Raw genomic sequence first — 19,845 nt, 5'->3', positions numbered from 1 at the left:
CTGACCCATTTGCTCAAACATCGCCTTTGCAATTGCTGGAATCGCTTCCTCGGCAGACAGGAGAACAAGCAATGCTGAGACGTTCGCGCAGCCCTTGGCGGCAACGATGCCAAATTCCGCCGCGTGCCCCCGCAACGCGTTGATCGCCTGGGTTCGTTGATTCACCAAGAGTTCCCGGTGCTTCACGATGATTGCTGCCGCTTGCTCATCCACCGATTTGACCGGAACCGTGCGCATGGTCGGGCGGGATGCTGCCTCACTGATCGCTTCTGCGTCGTTGCGATCATTTTTACTCCGCTTCACGAAGGGCTTCACATATTGCGGTGGGATCAACCTGACCCGGTGGCCCATACCGCCCAACACCCGCCCCCAGTGGTGCGAGCCTGCGCAAGCTTCAAGAACCACCTCCGTCGGAGCCAATTTGACGAAGAACGGTTCAACCTGAGCCCGCCTGATCTCGCGCCGCAGTAACGGGCGCTCCTGGTCATCGACCCCATGGATCGTAAAAACATGCTTGGACGTGTCTATAGAAATCCGCTTAAATTCCATTGGGCGGCCCTTTCATTAGGTTCGTTGTTCGACCCTATTGGCACATTGGATGCCGTTGGGCCGTCCACCCCAACAGAATTCTACGTCAGCGGGAATCACCCATCGATTCAAACAGGCCAAAAAACGCCCTTAAAGGAAAAGACGTTGCGGCTGTCGCGCCCCTTTCGACCTAACCGGCATCTAATAGTTCGCCCAGAAGCCGATTGGGAAAGCGGCGCTTCTGAATGATTGCATAGAACGTCTCCGTAACCTCTGGTATCCGGCAGTGCTCAACGAGGACGCCGGCATCCAGTTCGTCACGAACGACGATCGGCGGCACAAGGGTGACGCCCTCTCGCTCGCGAGCCAGCAAGCGTAGCATTGCCATGTCATCGACCTCGGCGAGGATCGTGGGTCTGACCCCGGCCAACTCGAGGACGCGGTCGAACGCGACACGTATATCGCTATCGAGGCTGGGTAAGAGGATTGGTTCCGACTTTAGATCATCCGGAAACCTGAACTTGCGCCTGGTTCGACGCGGGCGGCCCACCAGGCTGACAGGCTGCTCGTTGAGCAAATGATTACGCAGCGAGGATCGCGCGTCCCGCGGCGCAGCGCTGTTTGCCAGAACCACATCGACTGCGTGGGCTTCCAACTGGGCGAGTAGATCGCGGATGTTTCCAGATCGAACGATCAGTTCGACATCCGATCGTCCGACCAACGGTCGGAGGAACTCAAGTTGGAAATTCCGCGACAGGGTCGTCAGCGCGCCGACCCGAAGAACCTGCCGGGTGGCCAGGGGCTGTCCGCGCAAGGTGCTCATGAGTTCGTCACCCGTCTTGAACACCGTGTCGGCGTAGTCGAGCGTGATCCGGCCGGCTTCCGTCAGCACGAGCTTTCTGCCCGCACGCTCGAAAAGCGGATGCCCCATCTGATGTTCGAGCTTCTGAATTTGAACGGAAAGAGCCGATTGAGACAGGTTCATGAGCTCTGCTGCTCGTGTGAGGCTCCCCTCATGAGCCACCGCCCAGAAGTATCGTAGGTGATTGTAGTTCAGATCCCTCATAACGTTCTATTAAAGCGAATGAAATTGCAGAAACAATGAATTTTTTCCGGATTTCATAATCGGATACGACCCTGCCCGAACAGTTTTTGCCTTTGAAGGGGATTTTCGTGCAGCTATTTTTCGCGCCGATGTTGGCGCCCGTTCCGTTGCTCCTCGCAGGAGCAACCGGATTCCTCGATTGTGGTTGTCGGCCCAAACTGGCCCCCTCATTGGCTGAAGCCGCTTCGCTCCTCGCATTGCTTGCAGCGATCTCATCAGCGATTGGCCTGATACTCTTGGGCGCGGGCGACAGTCCCGTCGTCGGGCTTCGAGGCGTCGGTCTCTGTACCCGAGTTGATGCAGTCAGTGCGTCCATGCTGGTTTTAGTCACTTTCGTCGGCTGGATCGTCGTCCGTTATGCGCGGACCTACCTGGACGGAGAGGCCCGCCAGGGTGCTTTCACCGGCTGGCTTTGCCTGACGCTGGCATCTGTGGTGCTCCTGGTCACCGCCGGGAACCTGTTCCAACTGGTGATCGCCTGGATCGCCACCAGCCTCTTCCTGCACAGGCTTCTGCTCTTCTATCCGCAGCGGATTGCCGCGCAGCGCGCGGCGCGAAAGAAATTCATCACAGCCCGACTCGGCGATGCCGCGCTTCTGGGCGCCGCTTTCCTGCTGGTCGCTGCGTATGGAACATTCGACATAGGGGCTATCCTTGCGGCTGCGCGGTCAGGTTCGGGCGGAGGGCTAGCCATCGCCGCCGCGGGCCTTCTGGGGATCGCCGCCGTGCTCAAGTCGGCTCAGTTTCCTGTTCATGGCTGGCTTACCGAAGTCATGGAGACGCCCACGCCGGTGTCAGCGCTCCTCCACGCCGGTGTCGTCAACGCCGGCGGCTTCTTGTTGATCCGCTTTGCAGAGGTCATGCTGCTGGCGCCGGGCATGCTCGCGGCGCTCGTCGTGATCGGCGGATTCAGCGCGCTCTTCGGCAGTCTGGTCATGCTGACGCAGCCCGCGGTCAAGACTTCGCTCGCCTGGTCTACCGTCGCCCAGATGGGATTCATGATCCTGGAGTGCGGCCTGGCTCTCTTCCCCCTGGCGCTGCTGCACATCGTGGCGCATTCGCTCTACAAGGCCCATTCCTTCCTCGCTTCCGGCGGTGCCGTTGAGCGTGTGGCTGCAATCCGCAGGCCGGGCCCGGTCGCCATCCCGAAGGCTGGCGCCGTGGCGCGCGCCTTTCTGTCGGCGCTCGCCATCTACGTCTTCGTCGGCGCTTGCTTCGGCTTCGAACACAAGTCTCCTCAGGAGATCGCGCTCGGCGCGATTCTGATCTTCGGCGTCGCTTACATGCTGGCCCAAGGATTCGCTGACGCGGCGCCCCGCGCGCTCACTCAGCGCACGGTGGCCTATGCCGTGGCGACCTCATTCGGCTACTTCGCTCTGCAGTGGTCGGCGATCTCGATCACCGCGAATGTCCTGCCGGTGCCGCCGCACCCCGGTCCGCTGGAATGGGCGCTGATAGCACTGACGGTCGCAAGCTTTGGTCTCGTTGCCGTCTTGCAGGCCATGTTTCCGCTCTGGGCCTATCACCCCGCCGCCGCTGGGCTGCGAGTGCATCTCTCGAACGGGTTCTACGCCAACGCGATCTTCGACCGGCTAATCGGCGGTTGGTCTGTGCGCAACCCATCCTAACCGACCAGGAAGAACGACCATGACCAACAAAATTCCTTCATCCTGGCCCAACCCTCAGGCATTGACGATCGCCATGGATCGCGCCGCCCGGGCGATACCGCCGGCCTGGCCTCTGGCGTCGAGCGTCGCGGTCAATCCGTTTCTGGGGCAAACCGAGGAGCCACTCGCCAAGGTCGGCGCCCGGCTCGCTCGGGTCGCTGGCGCTCGCGTCACCATGCCCCGGCGCTGGTATGCTCAGAAGATCGCAGCCGGCGTAATCAGCGAAGCTGATCTCGAGGCGGCGATAGCGAGCGCGCCGGTCGGCTCGCTCTCGGTCGATGTATCGACTCTCAAATCCGCAGCTAACGCAGAAGCGCTGCCGCCGAAAGCCCTTCCGACGATCGCCGAACTCGCGGCGTACGCATCTGGCATCGATTGGCCGGGTATCATCGCCGAACGCTTCGGAGCCTGGGCCGCCGGCTATTTCGACGAAGGACAGGCGCTGTGGGCTGCTCCGAAGGGGAAGCGCGCCTACGCCGCCTGGAGGGCGGTTGCCGCCCACGACCTCACGCCCGAAATCGCCGGCCTTCGGGACTTCGCCCTCAATGTATCGGAGGCGCCAGAAACCGCGTTGGCGATAGTCGAACGGGTCGTTGCTCGGCTTGGCCTCCCTGCGGATGCGGCCGAAACCTATTTCCATCAGATGCTCATGACGCTTGGGGGATGGGCGCACTACGCCCGCTACAAGCTTTGGCAGGCCGAGCTCGCGGGCGGCGCGGACGAGACGATCACGGACTTCCTCGCGATCCGGCTGATCTGGGAAGAAGCGCTCTTTCTGCAGTATGATGCTGAGATCGCCGCCGCGTGGCGTGGCGTCCGGACGGCGCATGCGGCGCCTGTTGAGCCGACTCGCGATATTGCAATCGATGCCATCCTTCAGGCGGCTGCCGAACATGCCGCCCAGCGCGCGTTGGCCCAAACGCTGGCGGAGCATTCACCGCACGCGCTCAATGACCGGCCCGCGCTCCAGACCGCCTTTTGCATCGACGTTCGCTCGGAGGTCTTTCGCAGGGCGCTCGAGAGCATGGATCCCCGAATCCAGACGATAGGCTTTGCGGGCTTTTTTGGTCTGACGACCTCGCACCGGCGCTTCGCCTCTGACGTCGAGGAAAGGCGGCTGCCTGTTCTGCTCAATCCCGCACTCAGGTCGTACTCTGGCGGCCTGGATGCCCACGCGAAGGATCAGTCCACGCGTGTAAAGACGCGCGCAAGACGCGCCTGGGGCCGGTTCAAGCTCGCCGCAGTCTCCTCCTTCGCCTTCGTCGAGGCGACCGGTCCCGTTTATGTGGGCAAGCTCCTGACGGATGCGTTGGGATTGCAAGTCTCCCCGCCGCCAAGCGACCCGTCGCCTCGACTCGATCCCGCTCCTGACCTGGTGACTCGGGTTGAGACTGCAGAGACCGTGCTGCGCGCGATGTCCCTGACGCGCGATTTCGCGCGGCTTGTTCTGTTCGTGGGTCACGGCGCAAATGTCGTGAATAATCCTCACGCCAGCGCGCTGCATTGCGGAGCCTGCGGCGGGTATTCTGGTGAGGTCAACGCCAGGCTGCTCGCGTCGCTTCTGAACGATGCGGAGGTGAGAGGGGAACTCTCGCGGAATGGTATCGAGATTCCAGACGACACGCACTTCGTGGCGGCCCTGCACGATACCACGACTGACGACGTGACCCTCTATCTCGATGATCATCCCTCCGCCGCCCACAGGGGCGACCTCGAGCAGGCGAGACTCTGGCTCACATCGGCGGGCAAGATTGCGCGAACCGAGCGCGCCCTCCGCTTGCCCCGCGCCGCAAGCGATGCCTCTCTTCCCAAGAGAGGCCGCGACTGGTCCGAGACCCGGCCGGAATGGGCGCTCGCGGGATGCCAAGCCTTCATCGCCGCTCCGCGCAGGCGCACTGCCGGCAAAAGCCTGGGAGGCCGGGCCTTCCTGCATGATTACGACTGGAAGCAGGACAAGAGCTTCAGCGTTCTTGAGTTGATCTTGACAGCTCCGGTCGTCGTGGCGAGCTGGATCAGCTTGCAATATTATGGTTCGACCGTGGCGCCCGACGTGTTCGGGGGCGGCAACAAGCTCCTGCACAACGTCACCGGCGGGATCGGCGTGGTCGAGGGTAACGGCGGGCTCTTGCGCGTCGGCCTGCCTTGGCAATCGGTCCATGACGGCGAGCGTTACGCGCACGATCCGCTGCGTCTGTCGGTCTGCATCGAGGCGCCGCGTGAGGCGATGTCGGAGATCCTTGGCCGGCACGCTGACGTGCGGGCGCTGTTTGACAACGGCTGGCTACATCTGTTCGCCCTCGATGAGGCTGGGCGCATGGCCTGGCGCTATGCAGGCGATCTTCAGTGGTCGGCGATCGGAAACCTGGATGCTCCTGCCGCGTCGCAGCGTCTCAAGGTGTCGGTCTGACGCCATGCCTGGACAGCCCTCAGCGCGAATTCAGGTCTGGAGCCAAGATCATGACCCGGGCCATAAACCATCTCGCCACGTTGGAGTTGGATACTATTCACTGACGCCACGGGTACGCCGATGGCGTTACACTCCTTCGGCGGTTGGAAGGTCTCGCTATGCGGCGACCACCACGTGCACGGCCGCGGAAGCGCGTGCTTTTACATCAAGCTCAAGATGGCCACGGCGCCGCAGGCCCACTGGCCTCCGTGTGCCAACGCCGAATTCATGTTGCCGACGACCTCGTGACGCTGCCCTCGGCGTGGCGCAGCGCGGCCCGGATCGCCGACCCGGGCCGCCTTCGTTCAGCTGACCGCCCGCCAGCCTCCCGTCCGTGATGATTCGATGGCGGCATCGACGACTTTCTGCACCTCCCAAGCCTCGCGGAAATCCGGTCCCCGTCGGGCGCCGCCGGCGATCGCGTCAAGAAACTCGGCCATTTCGATCGTCTTGAGATCGTTGAAGCCGAGTTGATGCCCGGGCGCCACGCAGAACTGCCCGTAAGGCGGGTGAGCCGGCCCGGTCTCGATCCGGGTGAAACCCGCCCGCGCCGAATCGCCCCCCGCGCGACAGAACAGCAGCTCGTTCAGCCGCTCCTGGGTAAACACCAGCCCCCCCTTCGAGCCGCTGATCTCGAAGCCGAGCTGCATCTTCCGCCCCGTCGCCACCCAGTTTGCCTCGATCGAGCCACCGTAGCCGCGCGCGAAGCGCAGAGTGAGCCGCGCGATATCGTCCACCAGAACTGGCCGCCGCTCCGCTGCCCCCGGTGCGACAGGGCGCGTCTTTACCGCAGTTTCAAGTGTTGCGTTCACTTCGGCGATCGGGCCGAGCAGGTAGCGCGCCATGCCGATGATGTGACTGCCGATATCGGCGATCGCGCCGGCCCCGTTGGACGGATCGGTGCGCCAGCTATGCGGCTGGTCCGGGTCGGCCATGTAATCCTCGGCGTGGATGCCGCGAAACCCGGTGATCTCGCCGAGTTCCCCGGCCTCGATCATCGCCCGTGCATGTTTCAGCAGTGGATTCTTGATGTAATTGAACCCGGCTTGGGTCACCACGCCGGCGGTCTCGGCGGCGCGCGTCATCTCCTCCGCCGTCGCCGCGTCCGGCGCGATCGGCTTCTCGCAGTGAACATGCTTGCCCGCCGCGATCGCTTCCAGCGCCATCTCCCGGTGGAACGCGTTCGGCGCGGTGATTGAGACGATCTCCACATCCGGCGCAGCCACCACCCGCCGCCAGTCGCTCTCATGCCGCGCGAAGCCGAACTGCGCCGCCGCCGCGGCTGCTGCCCCTGTATCGACATCGCAGACGACGCGCAGGGCGGGACGTAGCGCACCTGGCAGGATTCCGGCGGCGGCGCGCCAGGCTATTGCGTGCGCCTTGCCCATGAAGCCGGTGCCGATCAGACCGATGCCGATTTCCCGCATGGCTTCAGACCCGGACCGCGCGGCCGGTCAACGCCGATTCCAGCGCGCAATCGGCAAGCCGCAGCGCCTGGCGGCCGTCGCGTGCGGTCACCGGCATCGGCGCGCCGGCTTCGACTGCCGCGCGGAACATCTCGAACTCGGTGCGATAGGCGTCGGCATAGCGTTCGAGAAAGAAGTTCAGCAGCGGCTCGCGCGCGTCGGTCACCGCACTACTCCAGCGCCGCACCGTGGTCGGGCGCAGGTTATCGTTCATCAGCATCCCCGCCGAGCCGAACACCTCGAAGCGCTGGTCATAGCCATACACGGCGGCGCGGCAGCAATTGATGTGGCACTGCCGGCCGGACTCCGTGCGCAGGTTGACCATCACCGTGTCGAAGTCGCCAATTTCCGCCAGGTTCGGATCGATCAGCCGGCTCGCCGTCGCCATCACCTCCACCGGTTCCTCGCCGAGCAGGAAGCGCGCCATGTCGAAATCATGGATCGTCATGTCCCGGAAAATCCCGCCGGAATGTTCGAGATAGGCGCGCGGCGGCGGCGCCGGGTCGCGGCTCGAGATGATCACCTGCCGCACCTCGCCGATTTCACCGGCGTCGATCGCGCGGCGCAGTTCCTGCGAGGCCGGATCGAAGCGCCGGTTGAACGCCAGCATCACCCGTCCATCGAGCCGCTCGACCTCGGCGACCGCCGCATCCGCCTTGGCGATGTCGAGATCGATCGGCTTCTCGCACAGCACGGCCTTGCCGGCGCGCACCGCGGCGAGCATGAGCGCGACATGCGTGTCGGTCGGCGTGCCGATCACCACGGCATCGACATCTGCGCGCGCCAGCACGGCTTCGGGATCGGTCGAGGCGGCGCCGCCAAGTTCCCGCGCGAGGTCCTCCGCCGCGCTTCCGAACGGATCGGCAATGGCAACGAGCTTCGCCTGCCGGTTGGCGGCGGCATTGGCGGCATGGATCCGGCCGATGCGGCCGGCGCCGAGAACGGCAACCCTCAACATTGAAGACACTCCGGGTTCTGGGGCCGCGGCCCCGGGTTCGAGAGACCGCGCCGGCGCCGGCGCGGCAGGTTCATGCACCGGCCGGCGCGGCCGCATACCCGATCGCCGCGCGGTTGACGACGAGCGCGGGGTCGAGCCGCCCGGCGAAATGGTCGAGAATGTTGCGCGCTGCGGCGAGCGACATCCGCATCGCGCATTCCTGCGTCAGTCCGGCCACATGCGGCGTCAGCAGCACGCGTTCGTTGTCGAGCAGTCCCCGGCCCGGGTGTGGCGGTTCCTCAGTGAACACGTCGAGCCCGGCGCCGGCGAGGCGGCCGGCGCGCAGCGCCTCATCGAGTGCCGCGTCATCCACCAGCCCGCCCCGCGCCGTGTTGATCAGGAAGGCGGAAGGCTTCATCCGCGCGAGCTCGGTCGCGCCGATTACCGGGGCCTGTCCCGCGCGCGGGATGTGCAGCGACACGAAATCCGCTGCCGCCAGCGCCCCGCCCAGATCGTCCGCCGGAACGGCCCCGGCATCGCGGATTGCCGCCGGATCGGCCATCGGATCACGCACCATGACCTGCATCTCGAAGGCCTGCGCCATCTTCGCCACGATCCGGCCAATCCGGCCGAAGCCGATCACCAGAAGGCTCTTGCCGGCGATGTCTCCCGCCTCGCGGCTGTCACGGCGATGCCATTCGCCCGCCCGCGTCGCCCGGTCGTAATCCGGCAGGCGGCGGGCGAGGGCGAGAATCATCATGAGCGCATGTTCGGCCACCGAGCGGGAATTGACGTCGCCAACCAAGGAAAGCGGAATCCGGCGCGCGTTCAGCGCCGGGACATCGACCGAATCATACCCCACCCCATGCCGAGAGACGATGCGTAGCTGAGGTGCGGTCGCAATCACCTCCGCTGGCATCGGTTGCGTGCGAATCAGCACTGCGTCGGCCCGAACGATCAGCTTCGCGTAGGACTCGAGTGAAACCTCATCGACCACGTCCAGCGTGATGCCCTCCGCCGCCCGCAGCGCATCGATCCCGGCCTCGTGAATCCGTCCGGCGACAAGAACATGCGGCATGTCAGGACTCTCCCGCGCCGGCGGTGAGGCGCCGTGTCGTCTCCACGCTCGCGCGCGCGGCATCGGCCAGCAGCCGCACATCGTTCGACACGGTGACGAGATCGAACCCCCACCCGATCGCCTTCGCCGCATAGGCAGGCGAGCCATTGTGCAGGCAGGCGCGGATGCCCGCCTGGTGCGCCGTGTCCAGAATTGTGCCGATCGCCTCGACGAGTTCCGGTTCCACCCGGTCAAATCCGGTCGGAAAACGCCGTCCGGTCAGGCCAAGCGTGAGGTCGGCCGGCCCGATATAGACACCATCGAGCCCGGGCGTTGCCACAATCTCGGCGAGATTGGCGAAGGCCTCGGCGGTTTCGATCATCGCCAGGCAGATCATCTCCCGGTCGGCCTCGCGCCCATAATCGGCGCCGGCGGAGAAATTCGCCCTGGTCGGGCCGAAGCTGCGCGTCCCGACGGGTGGATAACGGACATAGGACACCAGCCGCTCGGCATCCTCGCGCGTGTTCACCATCGGGCAGATCACGCCATAGGCGCCGGCGTCCAGCGCCTTCATGATCCAGGTCGGATCAAGCCATGGAACGCGCACAAGTGGCGTTACACCGCTAGCCTGCATCGCCTGCAGCATCGTTGTCGCCACCTCGTAGCCGACCAACCCGTGCTGGAGGTCGATCGTGATCGAGTCGTATCCCTGCGCCGCCATGATCTCGGCAGTGAATGGACAGCCGATTGATAGCCAGCCATTGATCGCAGCCCCGCCCGCGCGCCATGTGCGCAACACATTGTTCGGGATCATTGCCGGCTACCAGTCATCGCAACGTTTCTTGCGATGCCGCATCCGCACGCTATAGTGGCAGCTGACCGGACTGCGTCGCCGTACTGCATGCCCTGACTTTGGAGGCAGGACGAAGGCGCCATGGGCGGCGGGCACGTGCGGATCGATCGGATCATCGGAAGGCGGTTCCTCGTCTTGTTGTGCCGATTGTGGTCATGGTGTGACACAGAAAACATATTGCCGAAAAATATAATCTGCAACAAAAATTCCAAACCGATTCCGTCTTCCCATACGGGCATCGGTGTCCGGTCGCGAACGAAACCAGTGAAGCGGAGAGTGGGTGAATGGTCAGGGGTAAGTCGACGTCCGGCAGCGGACTGCCGGAGAACTATGAGGGCATCGTCAATCTCATCACCGCGCAATATCCCAACCTTTCTTCGGGGTTTCAGAAAATCGCCCGTTTCGTCACACAAAATCCCAATGTCGTCGCGCTCGAATCGATCAGTGTCATCGCGCTGCGGTGTGACACCCATGCTTCCAGCCTGGTCCGTTTCGCCCAGGAATTCGGCTATTCCGGGTTCAAGGAATTGCAAGCCGTGTTTCAGACCCGGCTTGCCACGGCGGCGCCGGGGTTCCGCGAGCGGGTCAAGGCCCTGGATGGCGAACTGTCCCGCCATGCGCGCTCCGGCAATCTCGGTTACCTGCGCGATCTTGTAGTGCGCGACATAGCCGCCCTACAGGACCTGCTCGAACGCGTTCCCGAGGACACCCTCACCGGAGCGGCCCGCTTGATCACCGGGGCCGACACGATCTACATCGCCGGCCAGCTCCGCTCCGAACCCATCGCCCTGCTGCTGCGCTACCTGCTGACCATGCTGCACCGCCGCGTTGTCCTGCTCGATCCGGCGGGCGGCCTCGCGCAGGAAATGGCGGAAACAATGACGCGCGGCGACGTGCTCGTCGCCATCGCCTTCCGGCATTATGCGCAGGAGGTGGTGGCGATTTCCGAGCGCGCGGCCGCGAGCGGAACGCCCGTCATTGCTATTACCGATAGCCAGCTGTCGCCGATCGCCAAGGATGCAAAGGCGCTCTTCACGGTCCCGGAGGATGAATACTCGTTCGCGCGCACGCTCGCGGCGCCGATGTGCCTCGTACAATGCCTTGCGGTGGCGAGTGCGGCGATCCTTCAGCGCGGCCGAGATGAAATGCCACGTATCCCCACCGTCACCGAGAAGGATCGCAGCCGCGGTGCCGCCGGCCCGCGCCGCCGGCGCGCTGAAGGAACCTGACGCTTCCGGCGGCGGCATTGTTGCAATAAAGCTTGCAATATAAACTAATCGGCAATAAAAATTCTAAAGCCGCGTAGGTCGCTTGCCGAAGCCGCGGGATGGGAGGATTCTGAATGAAAGCCAAGCTGGCCATTGCCCCGATCGCCTGGACCAATGACGACCTGCCGGAACTCGGCGGTGACACGCCGCTCGAAACCTGCCTCGCCGAGAGTCGTGCCGCCGGCTTCATTGGCGTCGAAAATGGCCGCAAGTTTCCAAGAGATGCTCCGTCTCTACGGGCAAAGCTGGGCGCTTTCGGTCTTTCTCTCGTCGGCGGCTGGTATTCCGGAACGGTGTTGGACGCACCCGACGATCTCGTAGCCGAGCGTGAGCAGGCCGCCGCTCAACTCGCCTTGTTTCGAGAGCTCGGTGCCTCCTGTCTCGTTTATGGCGAAACGGCCGGCACGCTGCAGAATCGCCGCAACGCCCCGCTCGCCGGCCGCCGTGTGTTAGCGGAGGATGCGTTTCCCGCCTATGGGCGGCGCCTGACTCGCTTTGCCGAATACTGTGCGGAACAGGGCGTTCCGCTCGTCTTCCACCATCACATGGCCACCGCGGTCGAGACCGAGCGCGACATCAATCTGCTGATGGCCCATACCGGCGAGGCCGTCGGGCTGCTTTTCGATGCCGGGCATCTCCGCTTTGCCGGCGGCGACATGTTCCGCGTGCTGACGAAACATGGCAGGCGAATCCGCCATGTTCACGTTAAGGATGTGCGAGAGCCAGTGATCGCGGGGCTCGACCGTACGCGGCAGTCCTTTCTGGATGCGGTCCTCGCTGGCGCCTTCACCGTGCCGGGCGACGGCTCCATCGATTTCGGACCGGTCATCCAGCGTCTTGCCGATTTCGGTTACGAAGGCTGGTTCGTCGTCGAGGCCGAGCAAGACCCGGCCAAGGCACCACCGGCGCGCTATGCGAAAATCGGCCACGACGCTCTCGCCGATGCGCTGCGTCGCGCCGGCTATTCTATTCAGGAGACCCGATGATGGCTCAATTGTCGGGAAAAATCGCGATTGTTTCCGGCGGCACCCAAGGGCTTGGCTTGGCGATCGCCCGGCTATTCGCCGAGCGCGATGCCGCCGGGTTGGTCACCTGTGGCCGCTCGCGTGAAAAGGGTGAGGCGCGGGCAAGGGAAATATCTGAAGCCACTGGCGCTCGGGTAATCTTCGTGCAAGCCGATCTCGGGCAGGTCGAGGATTGCCGAGCGGTCGTCGCCGCGGCCGACACCGCTTTCGGTCGGGTCGATGTCCTTGTCAACGCCGCCGCGATCACCGACCGTGGCACCATCATCGATACCTCCCCGGATCTGTTTGACCGCATGTTCGCCGTCAACGTCCGCGGACCGTTCTTTCTCATGCAGGATGCAATCCGGATCATGCGGCGAGAGAATACCGAAGGCACGATCGTCAATATCTGCTCGATGTCGGCGAAGGCTGGGCAGCCCTTCATTTCCGTCTACTGCGCCTCGAAAGGCGCGCTGGCGACCCTGACGCAGAACACCGCCTATGCACTCCTGCGCAACCGAATCCGCGTCAACGGCCTGAATATCGGCTGGATGGCGAGCGATGGCGAACACCGGGTTCAGACCGAATTCCACGGCGCCAGCGAGAACTGGCTGGCCGACGCCGCAGCGCAGCAACCCTTCGGCCGGCTGATCGACCCGACCGAGGTCGCGCGCGCGGTTGCCTTCCTCTCCAGCGCCGAATCCGGATTGATGACGGGGGCGATGGTCAACTTCGACCAGTCGGTCTGGAGTGCCTACGACTCGTCTCCGGGACCCGCGGCACCGCTCTGACGGTGGCGACTTTCGTCAGGGCGCGGGTGCCGGGCACCGAGTTAGTATTCGACCTCCAAAGTCTAGACCGCATGGTTGTCGCTAAAGTGCGAACTGAATAGTGTCACGTGAGGCGCGTAGCGGCGGTGTTCCGGCGCCAGCACGATCCGCCGCAGCGCAGTCTCGATCTTCGACTGAAAATGCAGCAAGGCCTGATTGCGTTCCACGCCGATCCACAGCGAAGTGACCCGGCCAACCTTCGCGAAGCAGCCCGCGCAGACAAGGATGAACGGAAGCCCCGGCGCGTGGATTGCGGCGAGCGCGTGGTCGATGTCCCAGGCCTGAAGCGGTAGGCTTCGCCGATGACGCGCAGTGTCACATGATATTTTGCGCCGCCACCTTCGCGACTTGATCGACGCCTACAACTTTGCCCAATGGCTCAAGACCCTAAAGGGTCTCATACCAAACGAATTCATCTGCAAACGATGGACGTCAGAGCCAAACGGGTTCATCATCACCCCAATCGACCAAATTCCGGGACTAAACACCTAGTCCAACGACAACTGACTAGATTCCTCATAATTGCGGGCGGGCAGATTCTCCCGGGTGTAAATTCGCAGTTCGGCATGCGACAGTGCCGGGGTGGAGGTGATCAGACCGCAGCGGTAAAGAAGGGTCTGCAAGCTACCTAGGGCCTGGCCACGCGGATTCTGATCAATCGCGTAATCCATTGTGCCGTCCTTGAGATAGATGATGTGATCGTCGGATAACTCGTGTCCGATCCAGAATGGACGCGGCATAGCCCCTTTCAGCGCATTCATGATGCCGATCGAGCCGGCGCCGGTATTGTAGACGCCGACAAGCGGCCCGAACGACAATGCCGCTCGCAGAGAACGCGCACAACGATCAGGGTCGTCGCGCGTATCCATTTCGATGATCTCGCAATGCAGGTGGGGGAAATCGCGCGATAGCGTCGTCTGGAAGCCTCCCATGCGCTCGACATGACCAGCCCAGTCGTGATGGGCACCGAGAACGGCGACCCGGGCACTCTGCCGGCAGCTGCGCCCGAGAAGATGGGCGGCAGTGGCGCCTGCCTGACGATTATCAATGCCAAGATAATCAGCTCCGGCGAGACCCGGCAGATCGGTCACGATCGTTACCACCTTCTGGCCGGCGGCCTGGATGGATTGGACCGCGGCACGGATCTCCGGTCGGTCCGGGACGGCGAGGATCATTCCTTTTCGTGCGTACGACGTCTCGGAAATGAGGCGCACGAAGCTTGCGGTATCGTCCACGGCAAGGATGTGCCGGTGCATGGCGATGCCACGATCCAGCATGGCGATACCGTCGCGGAAAGCCGCCCGAAGGCGGACGAAAAATGGTGAGTCGTTCTGCGGCAGGATCAGGTCAAGATGCGTGATCGGCCTGTAGGCTTCTGGCAGATCCCGGCGCACACCCATCTCGCGCGCGACCTGGATCACCCGTTCGCGCGCGGCATCTGAAACTGACTCACGCTCGTTGAAGACCCGGTCCACTGTGGCAATGCTTACACCCGCCACCCGCGCAATGTCGGCAAGGCGGGCGCGCGGCCGTGTCTTGCGGGAAGCTTGGGCTCCAGTCATGCGCGAGAGTGCGCCGCTGACGAAAAATCGTCAACAGCGCACGCGGCGTGCCCGTTCCAGAGCGCGTAAGAAGAGATGCCGGACCGCGCGGCAGGACTTGCCGAAGCGCTGCCGCAGGGAGGACATACGATGAAGATCGCACTTGATCCGTTCATGCACCGTCATCTTGGCCTGGAGGAACTACCCTTCAGAGTGAAGGAAATCGGCTTCGACTGGATCGAACTTTCCCCGCGGGGAGATTTTCTGGAATGGTTCAAGGCGCCGCGGGTGTTTCCGGAACGGGTGCGGGGCTTCAGGCGGGCGCTGAAAGAGGCCGGTGTGGGGATCGCCTCGCTGCTGCCGATGTATCGCTGGGCGTCGAATGACGAGGACGAGCGCAAGGCCGCGGTGCGGCACTGGAAGCGCGCCATCGAGATCTGCCTCGAACTGGAAGTCGACACGATGAACTCGGAATTCGGCCGTGGCCCACACCCTGACAAGGGGGCCTGCTATTGTTGCCATACCGGCTCGATGATCGAGGCCTGCGAAGACTCCTGGTGGCGTTCAATGGAGGAACTTGTGCCAGTGTTCGAGCGGGAAGGTATGAACCTTCATGTCGAGCCGCATCCGGAGGACTGGGTGGAAACCCTTCAGCCGGCAGTGGACATCATCCGCACGGTCAATTCGCCGCGGGTGCGATTTCTTTACTGTGCGCCGCACACCTTCTACTTTGGCGACAATACAGCGGCAATGCTGCGCGAATGCGCGGATGTGCTGGCACATGTGCATGTCGGCGATACATTCAATCACCGGGCCAGTTCGGGCCTGCGCTACATCGTCAACCCTCCCGGTTCGGCTGCGCGGGTGCACCAGCATCTCGATATCGGCCAGGGAGAGGTGCCATGGGACGAGTTCTTCGGCACGCTCGCGGAAATTGGCTTCGACGGCATCATGACCGCCTGCGTCTTCGCCTGGGAGGAGCGGGCCGATGCCTCTGGTCGCTTCATGCGCGCCGAAATGCAGCGCTACATCGACAAATTCTGGAAACGGGAGCTCTGAAATGACCCTACGGATTGGTGTTATCGGGACCGGCGCGATCGGGCGCGACCACATGCGGCGGATCAACCAGACCTTGTCTGGCGCCAAGGTGACGGCCGTGTCGGATGTCAATATCGAAAGTGTCCGCACCGCGCGGGCGGATCTTGCGCCCGAGGCTGAGGTCGTTGGCTCCGGCGAGGAAGTGGCTGCATCTGCTTGCGTCGATGCCGTGGTGGTAACGTCGTGGGGCGCGACCCATGAACAATACGTCCTGGCCGCCATTGCGGCGGGCAAGCCGGTCTTCTGCGAGAAGCCACTGTCGACGACGGCGGCGGGCGCCGGGCGTATCGTCGAGGCCGAAACCGCCTTCGGCCGCCGCCTCGTGCAGGTGGGCTTCATGCGCCGCTACGATGCGGGCTACCGCATGCTGAAGGCGGTCGTCGAGAACGAGATCGGCCGGCCCCTGATGGTGCATGCAGCGCACCGCAATCGGTCCGTGCCGGAGCAGTATATCACGCCAATGGCGATCCAGGACACGCTGATCCACGAAATTGATGTCCTGCGCTGGCTTCTCGACGATGACTACGTCTCCGCGCAGGTCATCTCTCCACGTCGGACACGGCATGCACATGCGAGGGTCGAGGATCCACAGATCGTCCTCCTGGAAACCAAAAGTGGCATCCGGATCGATGTCGAGATCTTCGTCAACTGCCGCTACGGCTATGACATCCAGTGTCAGGTTGTGGGTGAGGAAGGTCTCGCCAGCCTGCCAGACCCAATGGCGGTCGTGATGCGCAAGGACGCAAAGTTGCAGAGCGCGATCATGACCGACTGGAAGGATCGATTCATCAACAGCTACGATCTCGAGTTGCAGGATTTCATCAAGGCGGCGGCGCGGGGAACCGCATCCGGCCCGACGGCCTGGGACGGATATGTCGCCGCGGTCTCCTCGGATGCCTGTGTAGAGGCGCAGAGCCGGCCTGGTTCGATCGTGCCGATTTCGCTGCCCGCGCGGCCTGCTCTTTACAACTGAGGTTTCTCATGCGCTTCGCACTCAATCACATTGCAACACCGAAACTTTCTCTTGCCGATTTCCTCGGTCTTGCGCGCCGCCTCGGGATGCCGGCGATCGAGATCCGCAACGACCTTCCGGATGTCGTCGGCACGATGCCGGCCGGCGCCGTCAGGGCTGCGGCCGTAGCATCCGGGGTCGATATTCTTTCGATCAATGCGCTTTACCCCTTCAATGTCTGGTCGGGGGACGTGCCTGCGCGCGCGCTTGCACTTGTGGATTATGCGCAGGCCTGTGGTGCGCGGGCGCTCGTCATGTGCCCGTTGAACGATGGCACGCCGGTGCCGCATGGCGATCTGGTCGCTGCCCTGCGCGAGTTGGTGCCGATCCTGCGCCAATATGGCATTACTGGTCTGGTCGAGCCGCTGGGCTTTCCTGTCTCATCGTTGCGGACGAAACGGGAGGCGATCGAGGCAATCAGGGAAGCCGGCGCCAGCGATGTCTGCAAGTTGGTGCACGACACATTCCATCATCACCTCGCCGGCGAGAGGGAATTTTTCCCGGAGTACACTGGCCTTGTCCATATTTCGGGCGTCAGGGAAGCTGATCTGGCTTTGAACGACATGCTGGATGCTCACCGCGCGCTCGTCGATGAGATGGATCGTCTGAACAATATCGGTCAGCTCCGCGCCCTCGCGACCGGTGGCTATGCGGGCGCGGTGAGCATCGAGCCCTTCGCGCGTTCGGTGCATGATGATCCTGATCCGGAAGCGGCGCTCCGCGCCAGCTTTGCTCATGTCGCTCAGGGGATAGCTTGAGGTGCTTTGCCGCGTCGTGCGCTGATCGCGAAAATTTTTTTATCAACTGGCAAGTATTTGCTTGACGCAGGCGTGGCTGAGTGATTTTTTGCATAAACAATAAAGTTGCAAAAATATTTGCGGGCGTAGCATGGTGCGGCCTGCGTGAGAGGGAGGGTATGAGGATGAGGACGATCTGGACGGGTATGCTTGCGGGCCTGCTGGGTGGTGTAGCGCTTGGCTGTGTTTCGCTGGCGGGGATGACGGGGACGGCGGTGGCGAAGGCGCCGGAATACACGTTTGCGATGATCACGCACGCGCAGCCTGGGGACACGTTCTGGGACATCATTCGCAAGGGTGCGGAAGCGGCGGCGAAGAAGGACCATGTGAAGCTGGTCTATCTGAACAACCCGAACGCCTCGGGCGAGGCGCAGCTGATCACGAACGTGACGCAGCAGCATGTGGACGGGATCGCGGCGACGCTCGCTTTCCCGGACGCCGAGGATCCCGCGCTGGCGCAGGCGGAGAAGGCGGGAATTCCGGTCGTCGGCTTCAACGCGGGCACGAGTGAGTGGAAGAAGGCCGGCATGATGATGTATGTCGGCCAGGACGAGACGATCGCCGGCGAGGCGGTGGGTGATCGTCTCAATGAGCTTGGCGCGAAGAGCGTGGTCTGTGTCGACCAGCAACAGGGCGCGATCCAGCTCGAGGCGCGCTGCGACGGCATCAAGAAGACGTTCAAGGGCAAGATGTCGGTGCTGTACGTGAACGGCTACGATATGGCCGGCGCGCAGTCTCGGATTGTCGCGAAGCTGCAGCAGGACCACGCCATCGACTATGTGGTGACGCTGGGTGCGCCGTTTGCGCCGACGGCGATCCAGGCTGTGAAGATGGCTAACAGCAAGGCGAAGGTTGCAACCTTCGACCTCAATCCCCAGGCCGTGCACCTGATCCAGGAAGGCAAGCTGCAATTCGCGGTGGATCAGCAGCCTTACGTGCAGGGCTACGAGGCCGTCGATTTCCTCTGGCTCTACAAGACGAATGGAGACGTGGTCGGGGGCGGCAAGCCGGTGTTGACCGGCCCAACCTTCGTGACGTCGAAGAATATCGCGGCGGTCGCGAAGTTCGCGAAACGCGGCACCCGCTGATCCTGGCCCGATCCTGAGGCTTCCCGCCGGCTGGCGCCGATGATGGCGCCGGCCGTGCGAAGCGCCGAGCGGGAGGAGAGATGACGATCATGACCAATGGAACAATGACCGGGAACGATGCGCCGCGCACTGCGCACCCGCAGCTGGTTCAGCAGGCGTTCTGGCGGAAGACCCTAAAGCGACCAGAGGCCGGCGCGCTGGGCGGGGCCATACTGGTCTTTGTTCTGTTCTTCGTGGTGGCGCCGCCGTTCCGGCAGGTGGATGCGTTCACGACGGTGCTGTATCAGTCAGCGACGATCGGGATTCCGGCGGTTGCGGTTTCGCTGCTGATGATCGGCGGCGAGTTCGACCTGACGGCGGGTGTCGCGGTGACGACGTCGTCGCTGGCAGCGTCGATGTTCGCGACGAAGGTGGCTGGCAATATGTGGGCAGGGATCGTGTTCGCGCTGCTGGTTTCACTGGCGATCGGCGCGCTGAATGGCTACCTGCTGATCCGCACGCGGCTGCACAGCTTCCTGGTCACGCTGTCCACCTTCCTGATGCTGCAGGGGCTGAACATCGCGCTCACCAAGCTGGTGACCGGCAATGTCGCGACCGGGGACATCAGCCATGTGCCCGGCTTTGCCTCGGCACACGCGATCTTCGCGTCGACCTTCCGGATTGGCGGCGCTGATGTCAGCATCGCGATCCTCTACTGGTTCCTGTTCATCCTGGTGGCGACCTGGGTGCTGCTGCGCACGCGCTTCGGCAACTGGATCTTCGCGGTGGGCGGCAGCGACGAGAGCGCGCGGGCCGTGGGCGTGCCGGTGCGGCGGATGAAGATCGCGCTGTTCATGCTGGTGGGCTTCAGCGCCTGGTTTCTCGGCATGCACATGCTGTTCGAATACAACGAGGTGCAGTCGGGCGCCGGTGTCGGCAACGAACTGCTCTACATCGCCGCGGCGGTGGTGGGCGGCTGCCTGATGACCGGAGGCTATGGCTCGGCGATCGGCTCGGGCTTCGGGGCGTTCATCTTCGGGATGACGACGGAAGGGGTGATCTATGCCGACTGGGATCCCGACTGGTTCATGTTCTTCGTCGGCGCGACGCTGCTGACAGCGACGGTGGTCAACACCTGGCTGCGTCTGCGGGCGAGCGGAGGGAAGTGA

General features: G+C 63.4%; 18 protein-coding genes and 1 pseudogene. 11 read left to right on the top strand and 8 right to left on the bottom strand.

Going from position 1 to position 19,845, the window contains the following annotated elements:
* The coding region (locus RT91_RS14905; RefSeq protein ID WP_035188062.1) for an IS110 family transposase at positions 1-549 on the bottom strand (549 nt) is incomplete at its 3' end.
* Between the two features lie 169 nt (positions 550-718).
* Positions 719-1,594: a LysR family transcriptional regulator gene (locus RT91_RS14900; RefSeq protein WP_035188059.1), complete on the bottom strand. Its 876-nt coding sequence runs from the start codon at positions 1,592-1,594 to the stop codon at positions 719-721.
* Positions 1,595-1,701: 107 nt separating this feature from the next.
* On the opposite strand from RT91_RS14900, the gene RT91_RS14895 reads away from it, so the two are divergent.
* Positions 1,702-3,261 (top strand): proton-conducting transporter membrane subunit, encoded by a 1,560-nt coding sequence (locus RT91_RS14895; protein ID WP_035188071.1) that lies wholly within the window; start codon positions 1,702-1,704, stop codon positions 3,259-3,261.
* 19 nt (positions 3,262-3,280) lie between these two features.
* Entirely contained in the window at positions 3,281-5,707 is a 2,427-nt protein-coding gene (locus RT91_RS14890) for a YbcC family protein (RefSeq protein WP_007421622.1), read from the top strand.
* A 344-nt stretch (positions 5,708-6,051) separates the two neighbouring features.
* Here the strand turns inward: RT91_RS14890 and RT91_RS14885 are convergent, their stop codons facing one another.
* The 4 genes from RT91_RS14885 to RT91_RS14870 form a co-directional block, all read right to left on the bottom strand.
* Positions 6,052-7,173 carry a Gfo/Idh/MocA family protein gene (locus RT91_RS14885; protein WP_007421623.1) on the bottom strand — a complete coding sequence of 374 codons (1,122 nt, stop codon included), beginning with the start codon at positions 7,171-7,173 and terminating at the stop codon, positions 6,052-6,054.
* A 4-nt stretch (positions 7,174-7,177) separates the two neighbouring features.
* The gene (gene iolG, locus RT91_RS14880) at positions 7,178-8,170 is read right to left on the bottom strand and encodes an inositol 2-dehydrogenase (protein WP_007421624.1); all 993 of its coding nucleotides are present in this window, start codon (positions 8,168-8,170) and stop codon (positions 7,178-7,180) included.
* Between the two features lie 70 nt (positions 8,171-8,240).
* Positions 8,241-9,227, bottom strand: coding sequence for a hydroxyacid dehydrogenase (locus RT91_RS14875; RefSeq protein ID WP_007421625.1), 987 nt, complete (start codon positions 9,225-9,227; stop codon positions 8,241-8,243).
* 1 nt (position 9,228) lies between these two features.
* The gene (locus RT91_RS14870) at positions 9,229-10,020 is read right to left on the bottom strand and encodes an HpcH/HpaI aldolase/citrate lyase family protein (RefSeq protein WP_012039971.1); all 792 of its coding nucleotides are present in this window, start codon (positions 10,018-10,020) and stop codon (positions 9,229-9,231) included.
* 323 nt (positions 10,021-10,343) lie between these two features.
* Between RT91_RS14870 and RT91_RS14865 the strand changes: the two genes are divergently transcribed.
* The 3 genes from RT91_RS14865 (at position 10,344) to RT91_RS14855 (ending at position 13,122) form a co-directional block, all read left to right on the top strand.
* Positions 10,344-11,288, top strand: coding sequence for a MurR/RpiR family transcriptional regulator (locus RT91_RS14865; RefSeq protein ID WP_012039970.1), 945 nt, complete (start codon positions 10,344-10,346; stop codon positions 11,286-11,288).
* Positions 11,289-11,401: 113 nt separating this feature from the next.
* Entirely contained in the window at positions 11,402-12,313 is a 912-nt protein-coding gene (gene iolE, locus RT91_RS14860; RefSeq protein WP_035188056.1) for a myo-inosose-2 dehydratase, read from the top strand.
* Entirely contained in the window at positions 12,310-13,122 is an 813-nt protein-coding gene (locus tag RT91_RS14855) for an SDR family oxidoreductase (protein WP_035188055.1), read from the top strand. Before iolE ends, RT91_RS14855 begins: the two co-directional genes overlap by 4 nt.
* 62 nt (positions 13,123-13,184) lie before the next feature.
* Here RT91_RS14855 and RT91_RS22010 read toward each other — a convergent pair whose 3' ends face one another.
* Positions 13,185-13,328: a hypothetical protein gene (locus RT91_RS22010; protein ID WP_160321861.1), complete on the bottom strand. Its 144-nt coding sequence runs from the start codon at positions 13,326-13,328 to the stop codon at positions 13,185-13,187.
* Positions 13,329-13,476: 148 nt separating this feature from the next.
* Between RT91_RS22010 and RT91_RS21565 the strand changes: the two are divergent.
* Positions 13,477-13,653: pseudogene (locus RT91_RS21565) on the top strand (IS481 family transposase); the annotation flags it as partial.
* Here the strand turns inward: RT91_RS21565 and RT91_RS14850 are convergent.
* Positions 13,650-14,723 carry a LacI family DNA-binding transcriptional regulator gene (locus RT91_RS14850; protein ID WP_035188052.1) on the bottom strand — a complete coding sequence of 358 codons (1,074 nt, stop codon included), beginning with the start codon at positions 14,721-14,723 and terminating at the stop codon, positions 13,650-13,652. The pseudogene RT91_RS21565 and the gene RT91_RS14850 overlap by 4 nt on opposite strands.
* Before the next feature lie 129 nt (positions 14,724-14,852).
* Here RT91_RS14850 and RT91_RS14845 point away from each other — a divergent pair, with 129 nt between their 5' ends.
* From RT91_RS14845 to RT91_RS14825, 5 genes are all read left to right on the top strand, one after another.
* Entirely contained in the window at positions 14,853-15,761 is a 909-nt protein-coding gene (locus RT91_RS14845) for a sugar phosphate isomerase/epimerase family protein (protein ID WP_035188068.1), read from the top strand.
* Position 15,762: 1 nt separating this feature from the next.
* Positions 15,763-16,773 carry a Gfo/Idh/MocA family protein gene (locus RT91_RS14840; RefSeq protein WP_035188049.1) on the top strand — a complete coding sequence of 337 codons (1,011 nt, stop codon included), beginning with the start codon at positions 15,763-15,765 and terminating at the stop codon, positions 16,771-16,773.
* Between the two features lie 8 nt (positions 16,774-16,781).
* A complete protein-coding gene (locus tag RT91_RS14835) occupies positions 16,782-17,570 on the top strand; it encodes a TIM barrel protein (RefSeq protein ID WP_035188047.1) in 789 nt (262 codons plus the stop codon).
* Between the two features lie 164 nt (positions 17,571-17,734).
* Entirely contained in the window at positions 17,735-18,697 is a 963-nt protein-coding gene (locus tag RT91_RS14830) for a sugar ABC transporter substrate-binding protein (protein ID WP_035188044.1), read from the top strand.
* Positions 18,698-18,786: 89 nt separating this feature from the next.
* The gene (locus RT91_RS14825) at positions 18,787-19,845 is read left to right on the top strand and encodes an ABC transporter permease (RefSeq protein ID WP_231295269.1); all 1,059 of its coding nucleotides are present in this window, start codon (positions 18,787-18,789) and stop codon (positions 19,843-19,845) included.

It is taken from the genome of Acidiphilium sp. JA12-A1 (assembly GCF_000724705.2).
GTDB classification, from domain to species: domain Bacteria; phylum Pseudomonadota; class Alphaproteobacteria; order Acetobacterales; family Acetobacteraceae; genus Acidiphilium; species Acidiphilium multivorum.
Note: the sequence above shows the minus strand (reverse complement) of the source record. Positions and strands in the feature narration are given on the sequence as shown.

Bases quoted from the DNA above. Each gene is read 5' to 3' on its own strand.
- RT91_RS14835 (WP_035188047.1), top strand. From the start codon at position 16,782: ATGCGCTTCGCACTCAATCACATTGCAACACCGAAACTTTCTCTTGCC.
- RT91_RS14850 (WP_035188052.1), bottom strand. From the start codon at position 14,723: ATGACTGGAGCCCAAGCTTCCCGCAAGACACGGCCGCGCGCCCGCCTT.
- RT91_RS14900 (WP_035188059.1), bottom strand. From the start codon at position 1,594: ATGAGGGATCTGAACTACAATCACCTACGATACTTCTGGGCGGTGGCT.
- RT91_RS14825 (WP_231295269.1), top strand. From the start codon at position 18,787: ATGACCAATGGAACAATGACCGGGAACGATGCGCCGCGCACTGCGCAC.
- iolE (WP_035188056.1), top strand. From the start codon at position 11,402: ATGAAAGCCAAGCTGGCCATTGCCCCGATCGCCTGGACCAATGACGAC.
- RT91_RS14845 (WP_035188068.1), top strand. From the start codon at position 14,853: ATGAAGATCGCACTTGATCCGTTCATGCACCGTCATCTTGGCCTGGAG.
- RT91_RS14865 (WP_012039970.1), top strand. From the start codon at position 10,344: ATGGTCAGGGGTAAGTCGACGTCCGGCAGCGGACTGCCGGAGAACTAT.
- RT91_RS14875 (WP_007421625.1), bottom strand. From the start codon at position 9,227: ATGCCGCATGTTCTTGTCGCCGGACGGATTCACGAGGCCGGGATCGAT.
- RT91_RS14855 (WP_035188055.1), top strand. From the start codon at position 12,310: ATGATGGCTCAATTGTCGGGAAAAATCGCGATTGTTTCCGGCGGCACC.
- RT91_RS14870 (WP_012039971.1), bottom strand. From the start codon at position 10,020: ATGATCCCGAACAATGTGTTGCGCACATGGCGCGCGGGCGGGGCTGCG.
- RT91_RS14840 (WP_035188049.1), top strand. From the start codon at position 15,763: ATGACCCTACGGATTGGTGTTATCGGGACCGGCGCGATCGGGCGCGAC.
- RT91_RS14830 (WP_035188044.1), top strand. From the start codon at position 17,735: ATGAGGACGATCTGGACGGGTATGCTTGCGGGCCTGCTGGGTGGTGTA.
- RT91_RS14885 (WP_007421623.1), bottom strand. From the start codon at position 7,173: ATGCGGGAAATCGGCATCGGTCTGATCGGCACCGGCTTCATGGGCAAG.
- iolG (WP_007421624.1), bottom strand. From the start codon at position 8,170: ATGTTGAGGGTTGCCGTTCTCGGCGCCGGCCGCATCGGCCGGATCCAT.
- RT91_RS14890 (WP_007421622.1), top strand. From the start codon at position 3,281: ATGACCAACAAAATTCCTTCATCCTGGCCCAACCCTCAGGCATTGACG.